The organism is Pseudomonas sp. 9.2(2024), from assembly GCF_039695385.1.
In the GTDB taxonomy this organism is placed as follows: domain Bacteria; phylum Pseudomonadota; class Gammaproteobacteria; order Pseudomonadales; family Pseudomonadaceae; genus Aquipseudomonas; species Aquipseudomonas paraglycinae.
This window is the reverse complement of record NZ_CP155585.1, coordinates 1,912,665-1,929,652: the sequence shown is the minus strand read 5'-3', so window position 1 is coordinate 1,929,652 and position 16,988 is coordinate 1,912,665. Positions and strand designations below refer to the sequence as shown.

At 61.2% G+C, this 16,988-nt stretch carries 15 protein-coding genes; 9 read left to right on the top strand and 6 right to left on the bottom strand.

What is annotated here, in order from left to right:
• Window positions 1-72 precede the first annotated feature (72 nt).
• Complete coding sequence (locus ABFB52_RS08635; protein ID WP_064378585.1) at window positions 73-1,527, top strand: TrkH family potassium uptake protein; 1,455 nt, start codon at window positions 73-75, stop codon at window positions 1,525-1,527.
• Here ABFB52_RS08635 and ABFB52_RS08630 read toward each other — a convergent pair.
• Window positions 1,484-2,545: an AraC family transcriptional regulator gene (locus ABFB52_RS08630; RefSeq protein WP_207252641.1), complete on the bottom strand. Its 1,062-nt coding sequence runs from the start codon at window positions 2,543-2,545 to the stop codon at window positions 1,484-1,486. The two genes, ABFB52_RS08635 and ABFB52_RS08630, sit on opposite strands and share 44 nt — an antisense overlap.
• Window positions 2,546-2,712: 167 nt before the next feature.
• Between ABFB52_RS08630 and ABFB52_RS08625 the strand changes: the two genes are divergently transcribed.
• A complete protein-coding gene (locus ABFB52_RS08625) occupies window positions 2,713-3,024 on the top strand; it encodes a DUF962 domain-containing protein (RefSeq protein ID WP_129973370.1) in 312 nt (103 codons plus the stop codon).
• Between the two features lie 23 nt (window positions 3,025-3,047).
• A complete protein-coding gene (locus ABFB52_RS08620) occupies window positions 3,048-3,638 on the top strand; it encodes an HD domain-containing protein (protein ID WP_085605701.1) in 591 nt (196 codons plus the stop codon).
• A gap of 14 nt (window positions 3,639-3,652) precedes the next feature.
• On the opposite strand, the gene ABFB52_RS08615 is transcribed toward ABFB52_RS08620, so the two are convergent.
• Window positions 3,653-4,468 (bottom strand): UDP-2,3-diacylglucosamine diphosphatase, encoded by an 816-nt coding sequence (locus ABFB52_RS08615; protein WP_007958385.1) that lies wholly within the window; start codon window positions 4,466-4,468, stop codon window positions 3,653-3,655.
• Between the two features lie 132 nt (window positions 4,469-4,600).
• Between ABFB52_RS08615 and ABFB52_RS08610 the strand changes: the two genes are divergently transcribed.
• A complete protein-coding gene (locus ABFB52_RS08610) occupies window positions 4,601-5,365 on the top strand; it encodes an AraC family transcriptional regulator (protein ID WP_085747154.1) in 765 nt (254 codons plus the stop codon).
• A gap of 72 nt (window positions 5,366-5,437) precedes the next feature.
• Window positions 5,438-6,331: a DMT family transporter gene (locus tag ABFB52_RS08605; protein WP_129973369.1), complete on the top strand. Its 894-nt coding sequence runs from the start codon at window positions 5,438-5,440 to the stop codon at window positions 6,329-6,331.
• Here the strand turns inward: ABFB52_RS08605 and ABFB52_RS08600 are convergent.
• Window positions 6,325-6,612: a SelT/SelW/SelH family protein gene (locus ABFB52_RS08600; RefSeq protein ID WP_085747156.1), complete on the bottom strand. Its 288-nt coding sequence runs from the start codon at window positions 6,610-6,612 to the stop codon at window positions 6,325-6,327. The two genes, ABFB52_RS08605 and ABFB52_RS08600, sit on opposite strands and share 7 nt — an antisense overlap.
• 71 nt (window positions 6,613-6,683) lie before the next feature.
• Here ABFB52_RS08600 and ABFB52_RS08595 point away from each other — a divergent pair, with 71 nt between their 5' ends.
• Window positions 6,684-8,873: a patatin-like phospholipase family protein gene (locus ABFB52_RS08595; RefSeq protein WP_129973368.1), complete on the top strand. Its 2,190-nt coding sequence runs from the start codon at window positions 6,684-6,686 to the stop codon at window positions 8,871-8,873.
• Window positions 8,874-8,879: 6 nt separating this feature from the next.
• Here ABFB52_RS08595 and ABFB52_RS08590 read toward each other — a convergent pair whose 3' ends face one another.
• The 3 genes from ABFB52_RS08590 to recQ all read right to left on the bottom strand — a co-directional run bounded on the left by ABFB52_RS08590 (window position 8,880) and on the right by recQ (window position 13,493).
• Window positions 8,880-10,667 carry a FimV/HubP family polar landmark protein gene (locus tag ABFB52_RS08590; RefSeq protein ID WP_129973367.1) on the bottom strand — a complete coding sequence of 596 codons (1,788 nt, stop codon included), beginning with the start codon at window positions 10,665-10,667 and terminating at the stop codon, window positions 8,880-8,882.
• A 127-nt stretch (window positions 10,668-10,794) separates the two neighbouring features.
• The gene (locus ABFB52_RS08585; protein ID WP_007958397.1) at window positions 10,795-11,229 is read right to left on the bottom strand and encodes a MarR family transcriptional regulator; all 435 of its coding nucleotides are present in this window, start codon (window positions 11,227-11,229) and stop codon (window positions 10,795-10,797) included.
• A 134-nt stretch (window positions 11,230-11,363) separates the two neighbouring features.
• Complete coding sequence (recQ, locus tag ABFB52_RS08580; RefSeq protein ID WP_129973366.1) at window positions 11,364-13,493, bottom strand: DNA helicase RecQ; 2,130 nt, start codon at window positions 13,491-13,493, stop codon at window positions 11,364-11,366.
• A 277-nt stretch (window positions 13,494-13,770) separates the two neighbouring features.
• On the opposite strand from recQ, the gene ABFB52_RS08575 reads away from it, so the two are divergent.
• The 3 genes from ABFB52_RS08575 (at window position 13,771) to ABFB52_RS08565 (ending at window position 16,851) form a co-directional block, all read left to right on the top strand.
• Window positions 13,771-14,358: a YecA family protein gene (locus ABFB52_RS08575; RefSeq protein ID WP_007958400.1), complete on the top strand. Its 588-nt coding sequence runs from the start codon at window positions 13,771-13,773 to the stop codon at window positions 14,356-14,358.
• A 10-nt stretch (window positions 14,359-14,368) separates the two neighbouring features.
• Complete coding sequence (locus ABFB52_RS08570; RefSeq protein ID WP_085747160.1) at window positions 14,369-14,764, top strand: YbaN family protein; 396 nt, start codon at window positions 14,369-14,371, stop codon at window positions 14,762-14,764.
• 128 nt (window positions 14,765-14,892) lie between these two features.
• Window positions 14,893-16,851: an Ig-like domain-containing protein gene (locus ABFB52_RS08565; RefSeq protein ID WP_102686012.1), complete on the top strand. Its 1,959-nt coding sequence runs from the start codon at window positions 14,893-14,895 to the stop codon at window positions 16,849-16,851.
• Window positions 16,852-16,988 lie beyond the last annotated feature (137 nt).

Below are 16,988 nucleotides of genomic sequence, written 5' to 3'. Positions count from 1 at the left end.
AGACGCGTCGGTTTACATGCCTTGCACCGCAGGTAGAATGGCGCCCTTCCCACATCAGCCCGAGCGGACTTCATGGCGTTGCCGACCTTACGGATCATTGGTTTCATCATCGGCATCTTCCTGATCACCCTGGCCATCGCCATGGTCGTGCCCATGGCCACCCTGGTGATTTTCGAGCGCACCGGCGATCTGCCGTCGTTCCTCTGGGCGAGCATGATCACCTTCCTCGCCGGCCTGGCGCTGGTGATTCCCGGTCGCCCGGAGCACATTCACCTGCGCCCCCGGGACATGTACCTGCTGACCGTCAGCAGCTGGCTGGTGGTGTGCATCTTTGCTGCACTGCCGTTTCTGCTGACACAGCACATCAGTTACACCGACTCGTTCTTCGAAAGCATGTCCGGCATCACGGCCACCGGCTCGACCGTGCTCAACCATCTGGACGACATGTCCCCCGGCATCCTGATGTGGCGCTCGCTGCTGCACTGGATCGGCGGTATCGGCTTTATCGGCATGGCGGTGGCGATCCTGCCGCTGCTGCGCATCGGTGGCATGCGCCTGTTCCAGACCGAATCCTCGGACCGCTCGGAAAAGGTCATGCCCCGCTCGCACATGGTGGCGCGGCTGATCGTGGCGGCCTACGTCGGCATCACGATTCTCGGCAGCCTGGCGTTCTGGTGGGCCGGGATGAGCCCGTTCGATGCGATCAACCACGCGATGTCGGCGATTTCCACCGGCGGGTTCTCGACCTCCGACCAGTCCCTGGCCAAGTGGACGCAACCGGCGGTGCACTGGGTCGCGGTGGTGGTGATGATTCTCGGCAGCCTGCCGTTCACCCTGTACGTGGCGACGCTGCGCGGCAACCGCCGGGCGTTGATCAAGGATCAACAGGTGCAGGGTTTGCTCGGTATGTTGCTGGCGACCTGGCTGGTGCTCGGCACCTGGTACTGGTGGACCACCAACCTGCATTGGCTGGACGCGCTGCGGCATGTGGCGCTGAACGTGACGTCAGTGGTCACCACCACCGGTTTCGCGCTGGGCGACTACAGCCTGTGGGGCAACTTCTCGCTGATGCTGTTCTTCTATCTGGGCTTCGTCGGCGGCTGCTCCGGCTCGACGGCGGGCGGGATCAAGATCTTCCGTTTCCAGGTCGCCTACATCCTGCTCAAGGCCAACCTTAACCAGCTGATTCACCCTCGCGCGGTGATCAAGCAGAAGTACAACGGTCATCGCCTCGACGAAGAGATCGTCCGGTCGATTCTGACGTTCTCGTTCTTCTTCGCGATCACCATCTGCGTGATCGCCCTGCTGCTGTCGCTGTTGGGCGTGGACTGGATGACGGCGTTGACCGGTGCCGCCAGCACCGTCTCCGGCGTCGGCCCGGGCCTGGGCGAGACCATCGGCCCGGCCGGCAACTTCGCCAGCCTGCCGGATGCGGCCAAGTGGATTCTGTCGTTCGGCATGCTGCTCGGCCGACTGGAGATCATTACGGTGTTTGTACTGTGTATTCCGGCGTTCTGGCGTCACTGATCGCCTTCGGCGCCTCGAGCAACCGCGCCCGGTAATCGCCGGGCGTGGTGTCGAACCAGCGGCGGAAGGCGCGGAAGAAATTGCTCGGGTCGGCAAAGCCCAGCAGATAGGCAATCTCCAGCAAGGTCATGCTCGGCTGCGCCAGATATTGCTCGGCGAGTTCGCGGCGGGTGTCGTCGAGCAACTGCTGAAAACTGGTGCCCTCCTCCTGCAAGCGTCGTTGCAAGGTGCGCTGGGACAGGTGCAGGGTCTGCGCCACCGTATCGCGTTTGGGTTCGCCCTGCGGCAGCAGGCGGCACAACACCTGACGCGCCTTGTGGGTCACGCGGCTTTCGGAAAACCGCGCCAGATATTCCCCGGCAAACCGGTCATGCAGCAGCGCCATCGCCTCGTTGGCGGTGGGCAGTGGCGCTTCCATGTCGGCCCGCTCGAAGATCAGCGCGTCATACGGCGCGTTGAACACCAGCGGTGCATGAAAGGCTCGTTTATAGGGTTCAAGATCATCCGGCTGGTCGCCCTGCACCAGCACTTTGCGCGGGTGCAGCGTGCGTCCGGTCAGCCAGCCGCACAACGCGAGCGCGCAGGCCAGCGAGGCTTCGGCACTTTGCCGGGTCGGCGGCAGATGATCGCCGTGTACCGTCAGAATCAGCGCATAACCTTCGTCGAGCAGGCGAAAACTCAGGTCGGCACTTTCGGCGATGATCCGCTGATAACGCACCAGTCGCTGAAAACCTTCCGCCAGCGTATTGCTGGACATCAGCGCATAGCCCGCTACATGAAACGAAGCCGGCCGCACCACCTTGCCCATATTCAGGCCGATCGCCGGATTGCCGGACAGCTCGACCGCCCGTTGCCAGAGTCGGGTCATGGAATCCTGCGGGAAGCGTGCGTCCGGGTCCTCCAGCGCCGCGTAGTCGAGCCCCAGCTGTCTGAACAAAACCCGGCAATCCAGGCCGTCCATTTCCAGTGCTTTGACAATCCCCATCGCCCAGCTTGCAGAAGTCGTTCGTTCGCTCATGGCGTTTTTTCTTGGATGACATGGTGAGCCGCATACTACGGCCGATTTCCCAAGGATAGTAAAGTGGCGCCGATTGTCACTGGCCGACGCCATTGATCACTCTAGACTCAAATAAGCTACCCGCCGAACAACTTGCAATCAGAACAATAACCACAGAGATCGCAGTCGTGGAAACCATCAAGCCTTTCAACAGCTTCGCCGAGTTCTATCCGTATTACCTCAGCGAGCACGGCAACAGCACCTGCCGTCGCCTGCATTTCATCGGCACGACGCTGGTGATCTTCATTCTCGCCCTGACCATCGCCAAGGGCGCCTGGCTGCTTTTACTTGCGTTGCCGCTGGCGGGCTACAGCTTTGCCTGGGTCGGTCATTTCTTTTTCGAGAAAAACCGCCCGGCCACCTTCCAGCACCCGTTCTACAGCCTGCTCGGCGACTTCGTCATGTACCGCGACATGATCCTGGGCCGCGTGCCGTTCTAGAAATTCCGACAAGAGGACTGCCGATGAATGCCACTGCCCGTTTCACCCACATGAAGGACGGCACACAGGACGACTGGGCGATCATTGCGGCGGATTTCAGTGCCTACGCCCGTCAGTTGCCGGGCCGGATCATGGCCCACCTGAAACTGCTCGAAGGCGATTTCGGCGGTTTCCCGGTGGATCGCCTGACCCACTCGCTGCAAACCGCCACCCGCGCCTTTCGCGACGGCCGCGACGAGGAATACGTGGTCTGCGCCCTGCTCCACGACATCGGCGACACCCTCGGTTCCTACAATCACCCGGACATCGCCGCCGCCATCCTCAAGCCGTTCGTCAGCGCCGAGAACCTGTGGATGGTGGAAAAGCACGGGATCTTCCAGGGCTACTACTTCTTCCATCACCTGGGCATGGATCGGCACCTGCGCGAGCAATTCAGCGACCACCCGCAGTTTCTGGCGACCGCGGAGTTCTGCGCCAAATATGACGCGGCAGCGTTCGACCCCGAGTACGACACCCTGCCGCTGAGCTTCTTCGAGCCGATGATGGAAAGGCTGTTCGCCCAGCCGAAGAACTCGATCTACAAAGCGGCGATGGAAGAGCACAGCCCGGCCTGAGTTGACTTGAAAACTCAGGCCAGCTCGGCCACCTTCGCCGCTTTCAATTCCGCTTCCCGCGCCTGCGCATCGGCCAGGCGATACAGCTCGATCGTGCCGTCCCAGTGCTCGATCAGCGCCGTGCATGACTCCACCCAGTCGCCGCAGTTGAGGTAATCCACCTCGCCGACCTTGCGGATCTCGGCGTGGTGGATGTGCCCGCAGACCACACCGTGCAACTCGCGCTTCACGCATTCATGGGCGATGGCTTCTTCGAAGTCGCTGATGAAGCTGACCGCCGTCTTCACCTTGTGCTTGAGATAGGCCGACAGCGACCAGTAGCCATAACCGTATTTCGCCCGCCAGTGATTGAGCCAGCGGTTGAGGGTCAGGGTGAACTCGTAGGCTGAATCGCCAAGGAACGCGAGCCAGCGGTGATAGCGGGTGATCACGTCGAACTGGTCACCGTGAATCACCAGCAGATGCCGGCCATCGGCGGTGACGTGCACCGCCTCGTCGACCAGCTGGATATTGCCCAGAATCAGTTTTGAATAGCGGCGCAGGAATTCGTCATGGTTACCGGTGACGTAGATCACCTCGGTGCCGCGCTTGCTCATGGTCAGCAAACGGCGGATCACGTTGGTGTGCGCCTGCGGCCAGTACATGCCGCCGCGCAGTTTCCAGCCGTCGATGATGTCGCCGACCAGGTAGATCTTGTCGGCGTGATAGCCCTTGAGAAATTGCGACAGATGCTCGGCCTGGCAATCCCGCGTGCCCAGGTGCACGTCGGAGATCCACAGGGTGCGAACCCGTTGTTTACGGCTGGGTCTGGCGAGCTCGGCGCTGGTCATGGGCAACCCTCTGCGATGTTTTCGCCACTCTGCGCGCGCCCGGTTAATCGACCATGACAGGTATGCGTCAGTCGTGTGACAAACGCGTCGCTCCTGCGCCGGTGTAGACTGGCGGCTCGCCCGGAGACCGCCATGCAACCGATCCTGACCCTGCGCCATTACAGCCACGACCTGATCGCCCACAGCCACGACCACGCGCAACTGGTGTTCGGCCTGTCCGGCGCGCTGGATTTCGAAGTCGAAGGGCGTGGCAGCCAGGTATTGCAGCAGAGCTTCGTGGTGATCCCCGCCGGCGCGCATCACGCGTGCGGCAGTCCCAAGGGCAGCCGCTGTCTGGTGCTGGATGTGCCCGACGAGCAATGGCTGACGCGCTCGTTGGGTAATCACGCCGATGCCAGCCGCCGTCTGCTGGATAACGCCGCGCGGTTGTCGCTGGATGCCGGGCAAGGTCAATTGGTCAGCTGGCTGGCGAACAGTCCGGTTGACGATCCGCTGATTGCGCAACAGGGCGCGGTGTTGCTGCTGGCGAGCCTGAACCACGTGCCACCCGCCGAAATCGTCGCGCGCCGCCTGCCCTACGCGGCACTCGACGCGCACATCGAGCAGTACGCGGCCTATCCGCTGCAAGTCGCGGATCTGGCGCGTGTCGCCGGATTGTCCAGCGCCCGGCTGCATGCGCGGTTCGTCGCCGAATGCGGGCAGACACCGATGGACTACATTCGCAGTCGCCGTCTGCACAAAGCTGTAGCGCTGTTGCGCAACACCACGCTGCCTGTCGGTGAAGTGGCCAGCCGTGTCGGCTACAACTCGCAAAGTGCGTTCTCGGCCGCCGTCCTGCGTGAGTTCGGCACCTCTCCTACACAATTGCGACGCGAGGCTGACGACAAAAGTCGATAGCCTGCCGACAGACTTTTCGGCCGTTACACGTTTCAATGTGTGCCTGTAATGGTGTTTGGAAAAAGGACTGCAATGACTCCCCGTACCGCCCTCGGCGCCTTGCATATCGGCGCACTGATGTTCGGCCTGACCGGTGTTTTCGGCAAACTCGCGGCCGCAACGCCCGCCGTCATCGTGTTCGGACGCGCCGCGTTTGCCGTACTGGCCCTGGCGTTTTTCGCCCGCTTCGCCCAACAGGGCGGCTGGCAGAAATTGCACGCCGTCGACTGGCGGCGACTGGCCCTGAGCGGCGTGCTGCTGGCCGGGCACTGGGTGAGTTTCTTCATTGCGGTCAAGGTCGCGGGCGTCGCCATTGCGACCCTGGGTTTCGCCAGTTTCCCGGCCTTCACGGTGATCCTCGAAGGGCTGATCTTTCGCGAACGCATCCGCATCAATGAAATCGTACTGGTGGTGCTGGTCAGTGTCGGGCTGGTGCTGGTGACGCCGGCATTCGATCTGGCCAGCGGCGCGACCACCGGCCTGCTCTGGGCGATCCTGTCCGGCCTGCTGTTTTCCCTGTTGTCCCTGACCAACCGCGCCAGCTCCGGGCGCATCCCGGCGGTGCAGGCGGCACTGTGTCAGAACGTGGTGGTGGCACTGTGTCTGCTGCCGGTGGCGGTGCCGCAACTGAGCGAAGTGCGCGCCATCGACTGGTTGTGGATCGGTCTGCTCGGGGTGTTCTGCACCGGCGTCGCCCACAGCCTGTTCGTCGCCAGCCTGGCGGTAATCAAGGCGCGCACCGCCGCGGTGGTGTTCGCCATGGAGCCGGTATACGGGATTACCGTGGCATGGCTGCTGTTCGATGAAGATCCGACCTTGCGCATGCTGATCGGCGGCGCGCTGATCATTGTTGCGATCGTGGTGTCGAGCCGGATGTCAGGCAGCAACGACAAGAAAACCGTCGCGGCCGAGGCAGCCTCTCACTGAGTACGGTCGTTGTGGCCGAGGTCGCGGTCAGGGTCGATCTGGTCGCGCACCCGCTGCTTGAGCACCTTGGCCTCCGGGAAACCGCCGTCGGCCTTGCGTTCCCAGATCTGCACGTCGTTGCAGGTGATGTGGAATATCCCGCCGGTGCCCGGCACCAGTGACACTTTGCCTAAATCGTCGCCGAAGGTGCTGAGCAGCTCTTGCGCCAGCCATGCGGCGCGCAACATCCACTGGCATTGCGTGCAATAGGTAATGACGATTTCCGGTTTTGTGACGGTCATGATCGCTGAAACTCCTGAGCCAGAGGGCGCCGCTATAATAGCTGGCTTTATCGCTCGCCCCGAGACTCACGATGCGTCGTCTTCTGATCTGCCTGTTGCTTGGTTTCCTACCGCTGTTCGTTCATGCCAGTGAGGCAACGCGCCCCAAAGTCGGCCTTGTTTTGTCCGGCGGTGCGGCCCGGGGGCTGGCGCACATCGGTGTGCTCAAGGCCTTGGAAGAACAAGGCATCAAGATCGATGCGATTGCCGGCACCAGCATGGGCGCGGTGGTCGGCGGGCTGTACGCCTCGGGCTACAAGATCGACGAGCTGGAAAAACTCGCCCTGACCATCGACTGGCAGCAGGCGCTGTCCGACGCCCCGCCCCGCGAAGACGTACCGTTCCGGCGCAAACAGGACGACCGCGACTTTCTGGTGAAACAGAAGCTGAGCTTTCGCGATGACGGCAGCCTCGGCCTGCCACTGGGCGTGATTCAGGGCCAGAACCTTGCGCTGCTGCTGGAAAGCCTGCTGGCCCACACCAGCGACACCCGGGATTTCGACAAGCTGCCGATCCCGTTCCGCGCCGTGACCACCGACATCGCCAACGGCGAAAAAGTGGTGTTCCGCAAGGGCCACCTGCCCCAGGTGATCCGCGCCAGCATGTCGATCCCGGCGGTGTTCGCCCCGGTCGAACTCGACGGCCGATTGCTGGTGGATGGCGGCATGACCGACAACATTCCCCTCGATGTAGCCCGTGAAATGGGCGTCGACGTGGCCATCGTGGTCGACATCGGCACCCCGCTGCGCAACCGCAAGCAACTGGTGACCGTTGTCGATGTGCTGAATCAGTCGATCACCCTGATGACCCGGCGCAACTCCGAAGAACAACTGGCGACCCTGCACCCCGACGACGTGCTGGTCCAGCCGCCACTGGCGAGTTTCGGCGCCACCGACTTCGGTCGCGGCCAGGAGATGATCGACGCCGGCTACCGCGCGACCCAGGCCCTGAACGTGCGCCTTGCCCGCCTCAAACCCGTGCAGTCGCAGGACGCTGAACTCAACGCCGCCCGCGCGCCGGGTCAGCGCACGCCGATCATCACCGCGATCAAGGTCGAGAACGACTCGAAGGTCGGCGATGACGTGATCCGCTACTACATCCGCCAGCACATCGGCGAACCGCTGGATCTGGGTCGCCTGCAAACCGACATGGGCACCCTGTACGGTCTCGATTACTTCGAGCAGGTGCAATACCGCGTGGTGCACAAAGGCGCGGATCACACGCTGGTGATCAGCGCGCGCGGCAAACGCACCGGCACCGATTATCTGCGGGTCGGCCTCAGCCTGTCAGACGACATGCGTGGCGACAGCGCCTTCAACCTCGGTGCCAGTTACCGCGTCAACGGCATCAACCGACTGGGTGCGGAATGGCTGACCCGGGCGCAGATCGGCGATAAACAAGAGCTGTACAGCGAGTTCTATCAGCCGCTGGACGTGGGCTCTCGCTACTTCCTGGCGCCTTATGCTTCGTTTGCCGCACAGAACGTCGACTCGGTTCTGGACAACGATCCGATCGCCCAGTATCGCGTCGAGCGCTACGGCTTCGGCCTCAACTTTGGCCGGCAGATCGGCAACAGCGGCGAAGTGCGCTTCGGGGTTGGCGAGGCCTGGGGCAAGGCTGATGTGCGGATCGGCGATCAGGACCTGCCAAGCGAAAACTTCAACGAAGGGTTCTATGCACTGAAGTATTCCTTCGACTCGCTGGACAACGTCTACTACCCCCACGAAGGCGAAGACATCGGCCTGACGCTGGTGCAGTTCGAACCGAGCCTGGGCTCCGACACGCGCTACCGGCAGTGGGAGTTCAAACTGGACAAGGCCATGAGCAGTGGCCCGAATACGCTGATTCTCGGCGGTCGTTATGGTCGCACGCTGGACGATGCCAACGTGGTGACCTCCAGTTTCCTGCTCGGCGGCGCCCGGCAATTGTCCGGTTTCCGCGAAGACGCGATCTCCGGGCAGAACGTCAGTCTGATGCGTGCGGTGTATTACCGCCGCCTCACCCCGCGTTCGTACCTGCCGCTGGACTTCCCGCTGTACGCCGGCGCCTCGCTGGAACGCGGCCGGGCCTGGAACAACGACAATGTATTTGACAGCGGCTATATCAACGCCGCCAGTGTGTTCATCGGCTTCGATACGCCGCTGGGGCCGCTGAACTTCAGCTATGGACTGAACGATGCGGATGAACAGGCGGTGTACCTGAACCTCGGCCAGACCTTCTGACAACGGTCAGCGAATCCCCGCCAACAGCGTGCGCGCCGTTTGCCTGAGGGGTTCGTCGGCTTCCTTGAGCAGTTCGTTGAGCAAGGCAATGGCGCTGTCGATATCGCCGTCGTCGATGCAGGTCTGGGCCTGTTCGAGTTTGCCGGCGTTGGCGGTGTCCGAGGGTTCGGGGTCCAGCTCCGGGGCATGCAGCTCCAGTGGCTCCAGTGAGAGCGTCGTGCCGGGATCGCCAAACTCGTTGAGAAAGTCCTCGTCCAGCGGCTGCGTTTCCGGTTCGACGATCCATTCCAGCTCGGCGGTTTCGGCGTCGTCGGGCAGGGTTTCCGGCAACTCGAAATCCTGTGGCAGTACCTGCAGATCGGAACCCAGCGTTGATGGCGCCTGTTCAGGTGCGGCAGCAGTCGGGCGAGTTTCCTCAAGATCCCAACTGGAAGCCATCGAGAGCTGATCCAGGTTCAGTTCGAAATTGTCTTCGGCCACCGGTTCCACAGGCGTGGTGGGTTCGATCGGCAGCGCGGCGATCACCGGGGCCGCCGCAACCAGAGGTGCCGCGCTGACCAGTTTCGGGTAGCGGGCGCGAATCTCCTGCAAGCGCTGATCCTCGACCCCGAGCTGGCGCAGACGGCTTTCCTGCTCGTCATAGGCCGGCGTGTCACCCTGCCGCCCCAGCACTTCAAGCAACTGCACGCCAAGGTCGATGCGCTCCGGCTCCCGCTGCAACGCATCACGCAACAAACCGGCGGCCTCGCCCAAACGTCCGTAGGCCAGATAAATGCCGACCGCTTCCAGCACATCGCCGTTGGCGTGTTCCTCGCGATGTTCGACAGCACTGTGAACGGCACTCGGCTGCATCGGTTCGGCGTCATCGACCGGGGGTTCGCTTCGTACCGGCAGGAACGGTGTCGGCGACTCAGACCCTTGCGCCTGCTGGCGTTGCCGACGCACATACAGCCCTGCCACCAGCAATCCCAGTACCAGCAGCAGCCCGCCGAGCAGCGGCCAGTTGAGTGAATCCTCCTGAGACTCGACCGGGGCAACGACCGGCGCTGGCGCAGGTGCCACGGGTGCAGCAGGTGCCGGCGGCGCCTGTTGCACTTCAATCAGACGGGCCTGCAAATCACCGAGCTGTTTCTTGCCGTCAGCGATCAGCACTTCCTGGGCCTGAAGCTTCACGTTCAATTCATCGATGGTTTTTTGCAGTTGCTGGTTCTGCACAAGGCTCGCCGCCAGTTGCTCAGCCTGCGCGTCAACGACCGGAGCCGGTGGCTGAACAGGCGCAGCAGGTTTGGCCGGCGTGGTTGCAGACGGAGTCTCGGGGGTCGGGAATTCCGACGATTGCGCACGCGCAGTTGGCTCATCGGTGGCCGGGACAATTCCCGGTGAGCCCGGCGGGTCGATCAGCACGGTGTATTCGCGCAGCAGGTGGCCATTGGGCTGATCGAGCTGCACCAGGAAATTCAGAAAGGGTTCGTTGACCGGTTTGCTGGACGTCACCCGGATCATGTTGCGATTGCCACGCAGGATCGGGGTGAACTTGAGGTCATTGAGAAAGAACACGCGCTCGACGCCGGCGCGGCCAAACTCGTCCGCCGAGGCCAGACGGACCGCCAGTTCGCTTTCGCTGACGCCCCCGACATCCACCAGGGCGATGTCAGCCTTGAGCGGCTGATTGAGGGCTGAATGCACGGTGATGTCACCGAGCCCCAGCGCCATTGACGCGGTGGACCAGGTGAGAACACCGGCCACCAACAGCGAGTTGGCGCAACGCAGTACCACGTGCCGACTTCCGAGCATGAGCATCCCTTAAATAAGCAAAACCGACTTCTATGCGTTCGCACATCCGGTACGAACACGATATTGCCCAGTAGTTCTTATAGTCCGCCCAGCGCGATCTCTCAAAAAAACGGCACGCGGTTATGCCTCAAGACTTTTCCAGGTTGGCCAGAATGTGCCCGTGAACCCGCATGCAGACCTTCAGATCCGCCTCATCGACGCCTTCGAACAACTCCTTGCGCAGTTGTGTAGCGATGGTTTCGATCTGTTCGATCAGCGGCAGCGCCGGTGAGCACAGCACGATTTTTTTCGCCCGGCGGTCTTCCATCACGGACTGGCGTTGCACCAGGCCCTGGCTTTCCAGGCTGTCGAGCAGACGGGCCAGGGTCGGCCCTTCGACGCCGACGCTTTGCGCCAGCTCCCGCTGGGTCGGCGCCTCTTCGAAACGCGCCAGATGCAGCAGCACCAGCCAGCGTGCCTGGGACAAGCCCAGACCGGCCAGCCGGCGATCCAGTTCGGCACGCCAGCCACGAGACATCTGGGCCAATTGCATGCCAAAACGGTGTTGATCGGTTAACGGCATAAAACACTCATGATCAGACTGAAGAAATAGAGAAAAACTAATTATTAGTCAGCTAAGCATGACATTTGCCTATAGGCAAGAGGCGTCCTGTACTGAATCGTTACATCGGTATAGCGGTTGGCACAAACGCCCTCTCACATTTCAAACTCGGATTGCAGCGCAGCCCGCACGCAATAAAGCACGCCTTCCGGTACGCGACCGGCAAACAGCTCGGCCACTTCGGCGACCGACGGCAACTCGCCTTCGCCGTCGAGGAACGCATCCTGGACTTCCCCCATCAGGTCTTCCGGCAAATCCAGCGCCTGTTCCAGCGACAGCTGCTGCTTGCCGATGGCTTCGGCGAGCATGGTGTAGACGTTCTTTTCCGAGCACTGCAATTGGCAGGAGATCTGCAACGGCGTCATACCGGCGCGGGCCAGGGTGATCAGTTCGTGGCGCACGTCGGCCACCACTTTCGGCGCCTCGGCCTCGCCGCCGAGCACTTCGAGGAAGGCCTCGCCGTAGCGCTCCAGCTTGCGCGCGCCGACGCCGCTGACCCGGGCCATGTCCGCCAGCGAGGTCGGCTGGCTGCGGAGCATTTCCAGCAGCGTCGAGTCGGGGAAGATAACGTACGGCGGCACACCGTGTTCTTCCGCCAGTTTGCGTCGCAGGGCACGCAGCGCTTCCCACTGCTCGCGCTCTTCGCCGCGCACCAGTTGGCTGGCCGGGCTCTTGCTGCCGCTCTTCGCGGCGACTTGCGGTTTGAGGTCGCGGCGCAGCTCCAGACTCACTTCACCCTTGAGCAGCGGCCGGCAGGTGTCGCTCAGGCGCAGCCCGCCATAACCTTCGTGATCGACATCGGCCAGGCCGCGAGCAACCAGTTGACGGAACAGCGAGCGCCATTCGCTCTCGCTCAGCGCCTTGCCGACGCCGTACACCGACAGGTGCTGATGGCCGAAGCTGCGGACCTTTTCGTTGTCCTTGCCCAGCAGCACATCCACCAGATGCCCGACGCCGTAACGCTGGCCAGTGCGATAGATCGCCGACAGCGCCTGGCGCGCAGGCTCGGTGGCGTCCCAGGTCTGCACGCCGTCGGTGCAGTTGTCGCAGTGCCCGCAAGGCTCGGGCATGTCTTCGTCGAAGTACGCCAGCAGCGCCTGACGGCGGCAGCGGGTTTCTTCGCAGAGCGAGAGCATCGCGTCGAGCTTGTGCTGCTCCAGACGTTTGTGGCGTTCGTCGCCCTCGGAGTTCTGCAGCATCTGCTTGAGCATCACCACGTCTTGCAGACCGTAGGCCATCCACGCGTCCGCCGGCAGACCATCACGGCCGCCCCGTCCGGTTTCCTGGTAATAGGCCTCGAGGGATTTCGGCAGGTCGAGGTGTGCGACGAAGCGCACGTTGGGTTTGTCGATGCCCATGCCAAACGCCACGGTGGCGACCATGATCAGGCCTTCCTCGTTGAGGAAGCGCTTCTGGTGATAGGCGCGCAGATCGTTGGGCAGACCGGCGTGATACGGCAGCGCCGGGAAGCCCTGCTCGGTGAGAAACGCGGCCACCTCCTCCACCTTCTTGCGCGACAGGCAGTAAACGATGCCGGCATCGCTGCGCCGCTCGGCGAGGAACGCCAGCAACTGCTTGCGCGGCTGCTCCTTGGGCACGATGCGGTAGAAGATGTTCGGCCGGTCGAAGCTCGACAGGAAACGCTCGGCATTCTGCAAATGCAGGCGAGTGACGATTTCTTCGCGGGTGCGCTTGTCGGCGGTGGCGGTCAGGGCGATGCGCGGCACGTCGGGGAACATTTCCGCCAACTGCCCCAGTTGCAGGTATTCAGGGCGGAAGTCATGGCCCCATTGCGATACGCAGTGCGCTTCGTCGATGGCGAACAGCGCGATGTTCAAGCCTTGCAGGAACGACAGCATGCGCGGCTGCACCAGACGCTCCGGCGCCAGATAGAGCATTTTCACTTCGCCGCGTTTGATCCGGTTGGCGAGGTCGCGCTGTTGTTCAGCGCTTAATGTGGAGTTCAACGCGGCGGCTGCCACGCCCAGCTCTTCGAGGGTGGCGACCTGATCGTCCATCAGCGCGATCAGCGGCGACACCACCACCGCCAGGCCATCGCGCAGCAGCGCCGGCACCTGGAAGCACAGGGACTTGCCGCCGCCGGTCGGCATCAGGACAAGGGCATCACCGCCACTGGCCACGCGCTCAATGATTGCACCCTGACGGCCACGGAAACTGTCGTAGCCGAAGATGTCCTTGAGGACGCGTTGAGCCTGTTCGAGCATAAAAACTCCAAAAATCCACCGAAACATCCCTGCACAGGCTGGTTCAAGACAGCCGAGGCTGCTTTAAACAAAACGTAAGCGCGCATTGCATCGCGCCCTACACAATCAGCCGCGACACCGGCAGGGATCGCAAAGCGCGGCAGTATACCCGAGCCCTCCCCGGCAAAGGGCACCGCCGATAAGAAGCTTGTGCAGGCAAATCTGCCGTGCGGCTGGCTTGAGGGCTCAAGAAGGCCTAGAATTCCCGCATTGTTTATTCCCCCAAGGTAGCCCTTTAATGTCCTTCGCCGAGCAACTAACCCGCCTGCAAGTCTTCCTCGACGCCGACGAGCTGCATGAAGAGGCGCTGGACTACGTGGCCGCTCACGGTTACCTGACGGCGCTGTCGATCTGCGCCGACGTGGTTCCGGATCGTGAATGGATCGACGCCCTGTTCGCCGAAGAGCCGCATTACAGCAGCGAAGCCCAGCGTGAAGAGATCGAAGCCACGCTGATCGGCCTGAAAGCCCACATCGCCCGCCAACTGGCCTCCGATGAAGAATTCGAGCTGCCATGCGAGCTGGACCTGGGCGACGACCCGGACGATTCCGAACTGCGCGGCTGGTGCATCGGCTTCATGGAAGGCGTGTTCCTGCGCGAAGCGGCCTGGTTCGAAACCGCCGAAGAAGAAGTCAGCGAAATGCTCCTGCCGATCATGGTCGGTTCGGGCCTGTTCGACGAACAGCCTGAGTTCGAAGACATCGCCAAGGATGCCAACCTGATGGACGACATGATCGTGCAGATCCCGGAAGCCCTGACCGCGCTGTACCTGCTGTGCCAGGCGCCCGACGAAAAACCGGCGATCCTCAAGCCACGTCACCACTAAGATCCGGCCTATGGACAACCCCATAGGCAACCGTCCCCTGATGTTGCGCTACATCCTGCTGGCCATCGGCTGGCTGAGCGTGGCACTGGGGGTGATCGGGATTTTCCTGCCTGTTCTCCCCACTACCCCCTTCCTGCTGCTGGCAGCCGCCTGCTTCGCCCGCAGCTCTCCGCGTTTCTACCAATGGCTGGTCGAGCATCCCCGGCTCGGGCCATGGATCCGCGACTATCTCGACGGCAACGGCATTCCGCTCAAGGGCAAGGTCTACGCGATCGGGCTGATGTGGGCGAGCATTCTGTTCTCGTGCTACCTGGTGCCGCTGCCCTGGGCGCGCGGGTTCATGCTGACCAGTGCGGTGCTGGTGACGGTTTATATCTTGCGGCAGAAGACGTTGCGCAAGTTCTGAGGCGCCATACCCGACAACCGCTCGTCGAAAACCCTCATTCCCCTGTCAGATCTGACAGTAGGCAGCTCCGCGTTCTCGCTGTGTTATAGAGGCCTGACTCTATTGGCCGGCATGCCGGGGAGACCGCAATGAATATTCAATCACAAGCAGTGAGCGATGCGCTGGCCCTGTTTCCGGTGTACCCGCCGCAAATAGCCCCGGTGCAGCCGTCGACGATTGCTCATGGAGGCGTCTCCCAAGCTGCATTCACACCGGATGGGCTGGAGGTCATCATCGAGCCCATCACCGGTTTGCAGAATTGGGTCGTGGCGGCTTTCGATGTCATGACGCTGATCGTCAACAACGTTCGCACCAACGTCAGCAAAACCATCCGGCCAGGTGAAGAGGGCAAGCGCCTCCTTCTGCTTTTGCCGGAGTTCTGGTTCACCAACGGTGTCAACGATGTGCGCTACCAGGTGACTCGAGTCAGCGGCAATAAAGATGACTCGCCCACGCTCCAGTTGCTGTACCACAACCCGGCACCCACCATCACCATCAGCCATCCTCCCAGCATTGTTCCGGGAAAGACCGCGGTCATCATCATCACCGTCGGTTACGCGCGGGCATACGACAAGGTCACGCTGATAATTGGCACCTGGCGCCTCACGTTCACCAACCCCGATCCCACTAAACCGATCACATACACCCTGACGGCCGCCGATCTCCAGTCGATTGGTGATGGAACTCACCCGGTTTCTGGCAACGTGGTCGATCAACTCACTAACAGCGGCGTGTCGGCGACGACCTCGATCACTATCAGTGCCAACCAGCGTGTACTGAATCCGCCAATCATTGTGGAAGCGGAAACGAACAACAGAGTACTGGACGTAAACGACTTGAAGGGAAAAAACGCGACTATTCACGCACTGACCTGGACAGGCATGGCGGATAAACAGGCATGCTGGATGAGAGTAGAAAGTTTCAAGGCCAACGGTACTGCGCATGATCTGCAGCTATGGAATGGACTACCGGCCCAAACCAACCCGACGTGGATCAGTCAGGGCCAGTATGTACAGACATTGCTCAACAATTACGTGTCTGCACTGGGTGACGGAAAGTCGTTGACGCTCAAGTTCTGGGTGTCGTTGGACGGGACCAATAGCTTTGCCACAGCCACACCGTTTCCTGATCAGATCTACACAGTCGAAGCATTGGTAGCTCCAACTATCACAAACGTGAATGAAAACACCACCACTGGCACACCTGTTGCGAATGGGGGATTTACCACCGCGACCACACTTGCATTCACCGGCAATGCGAGTGCCGATCAGCAGATCCAGTTATTGGACAAAGGCGTTGTGCAAGACACGATCCTGGTTCCTATTTCTGGCCAATGGACTTATACACTTACCAGCCAGACTCAAGACATTCACAAGTACGCAGTCAAGGCTTTGTACGCAGACGGACAGACTTCCGAGCAATGGATAACAACAATCGTGAAGCCATTGTCCATTAACACCTCACAGATGAACTTGAATGGCGTGAAGCTTCTCGCCCCATTCCCAACAACGACCAAAGAAGTACCAGGTAACACAATGGTCAGAGAAGCCATGGGCGGGATCCCCGGCATTGAGTACGCCAGCTTGAATCCCACCATTGCGAGCGTCACTCGCGCGGGTAAAGTAACTGGGCTTAGAAATGGTTTCTTTACCATTATTGCTATAGATGGAGGGAGATCTCAGGTTTCATATCATGGCGTTGTGACAAACGTATTCACGCTGCTTCTGACACCCATCACCGAAAGATTAGACTTTGATGGTCTTGATCGTTGGGCCTCTTCGATGGGTGGCATTCAGCTACCTGGTGCGAACGACGCAGGCCCGGTGCTCAATGCCTTCATCACAAACTTCTCTAACCTTGGGGACTTCTTCAGACAAATGCTGCCAAACAACGACCCTCGTAATTGGGTCACATGGCAAGCTCCTACAAGAGATGGGCTTGTAGCGGGTTTTGTCCGGTTACCTGACGGCAATCTTACCGCGATTGCGTACGACCGCTCCGGCCATTCGCAATTTCCTGGACCGGCGTTCGCATTTCGCTCAACGTGAATTCTTCGCCTCATTGAACTGGTGAACAAGGACAAAGGGACGCCATTTTTTTACCAGTCTCAACCATGAATGCCCGCCTTCCCGTTTAACCGGGAGCGCGGGCTTTTTCGTTCAATGCCGACGCCAGACCTGTTTAA

Bases quoted from the DNA above. Each gene is read 5' to 3' on its own strand.
- ABFB52_RS08635 (WP_064378585.1), top strand. From the start codon at position 73: ATGGCGTTGCCGACCTTACGGATCATTGGTTTCATCATCGGCATCTTC.
- ABFB52_RS08630 (WP_207252641.1), bottom strand. From the start codon at position 2,545: ATGAGCGAACGAACGACTTCTGCAAGCTGGGCGATGGGGATTGTCAAA.
- ABFB52_RS08620 (WP_085605701.1), top strand. From the start codon at position 3,048: ATGAATGCCACTGCCCGTTTCACCCACATGAAGGACGGCACACAGGAC.
- ABFB52_RS08615 (WP_007958385.1), bottom strand. From the start codon at position 4,468: ATGACCAGCGCCGAGCTCGCCAGACCCAGCCGTAAACAACGGGTTCGC.
- ABFB52_RS08610 (WP_085747154.1), top strand. From the start codon at position 4,601: ATGCAACCGATCCTGACCCTGCGCCATTACAGCCACGACCTGATCGCC.
- ABFB52_RS08605 (WP_129973369.1), top strand. From the start codon at position 5,438: ATGACTCCCCGTACCGCCCTCGGCGCCTTGCATATCGGCGCACTGATG.
- ABFB52_RS08600 (WP_085747156.1), bottom strand. From the start codon at position 6,612: ATGACCGTCACAAAACCGGAAATCGTCATTACCTATTGCACGCAATGC.
- ABFB52_RS08595 (WP_129973368.1), top strand. From the start codon at position 6,684: ATGCGTCGTCTTCTGATCTGCCTGTTGCTTGGTTTCCTACCGCTGTTC.
- ABFB52_RS08590 (WP_129973367.1), bottom strand. From the start codon at position 10,667: ATGCTCGGAAGTCGGCACGTGGTACTGCGTTGCGCCAACTCGCTGTTG.
- ABFB52_RS08585 (WP_007958397.1), bottom strand. From the start codon at position 11,229: ATGCCGTTAACCGATCAACACCGTTTTGGCATGCAATTGGCCCAGATG.
- recQ (WP_129973366.1), bottom strand. From the start codon at position 13,493: ATGCTCGAACAGGCTCAACGCGTCCTCAAGGACATCTTCGGCTACGAC.
- ABFB52_RS08575 (WP_007958400.1), top strand. From the start codon at position 13,771: ATGTCCTTCGCCGAGCAACTAACCCGCCTGCAAGTCTTCCTCGACGCC.
- ABFB52_RS08570 (WP_085747160.1), top strand. From the start codon at position 14,369: ATGGACAACCCCATAGGCAACCGTCCCCTGATGTTGCGCTACATCCTG.
- ABFB52_RS08565 (WP_102686012.1), top strand. From the start codon at position 14,893: ATGAATATTCAATCACAAGCAGTGAGCGATGCGCTGGCCCTGTTTCCG.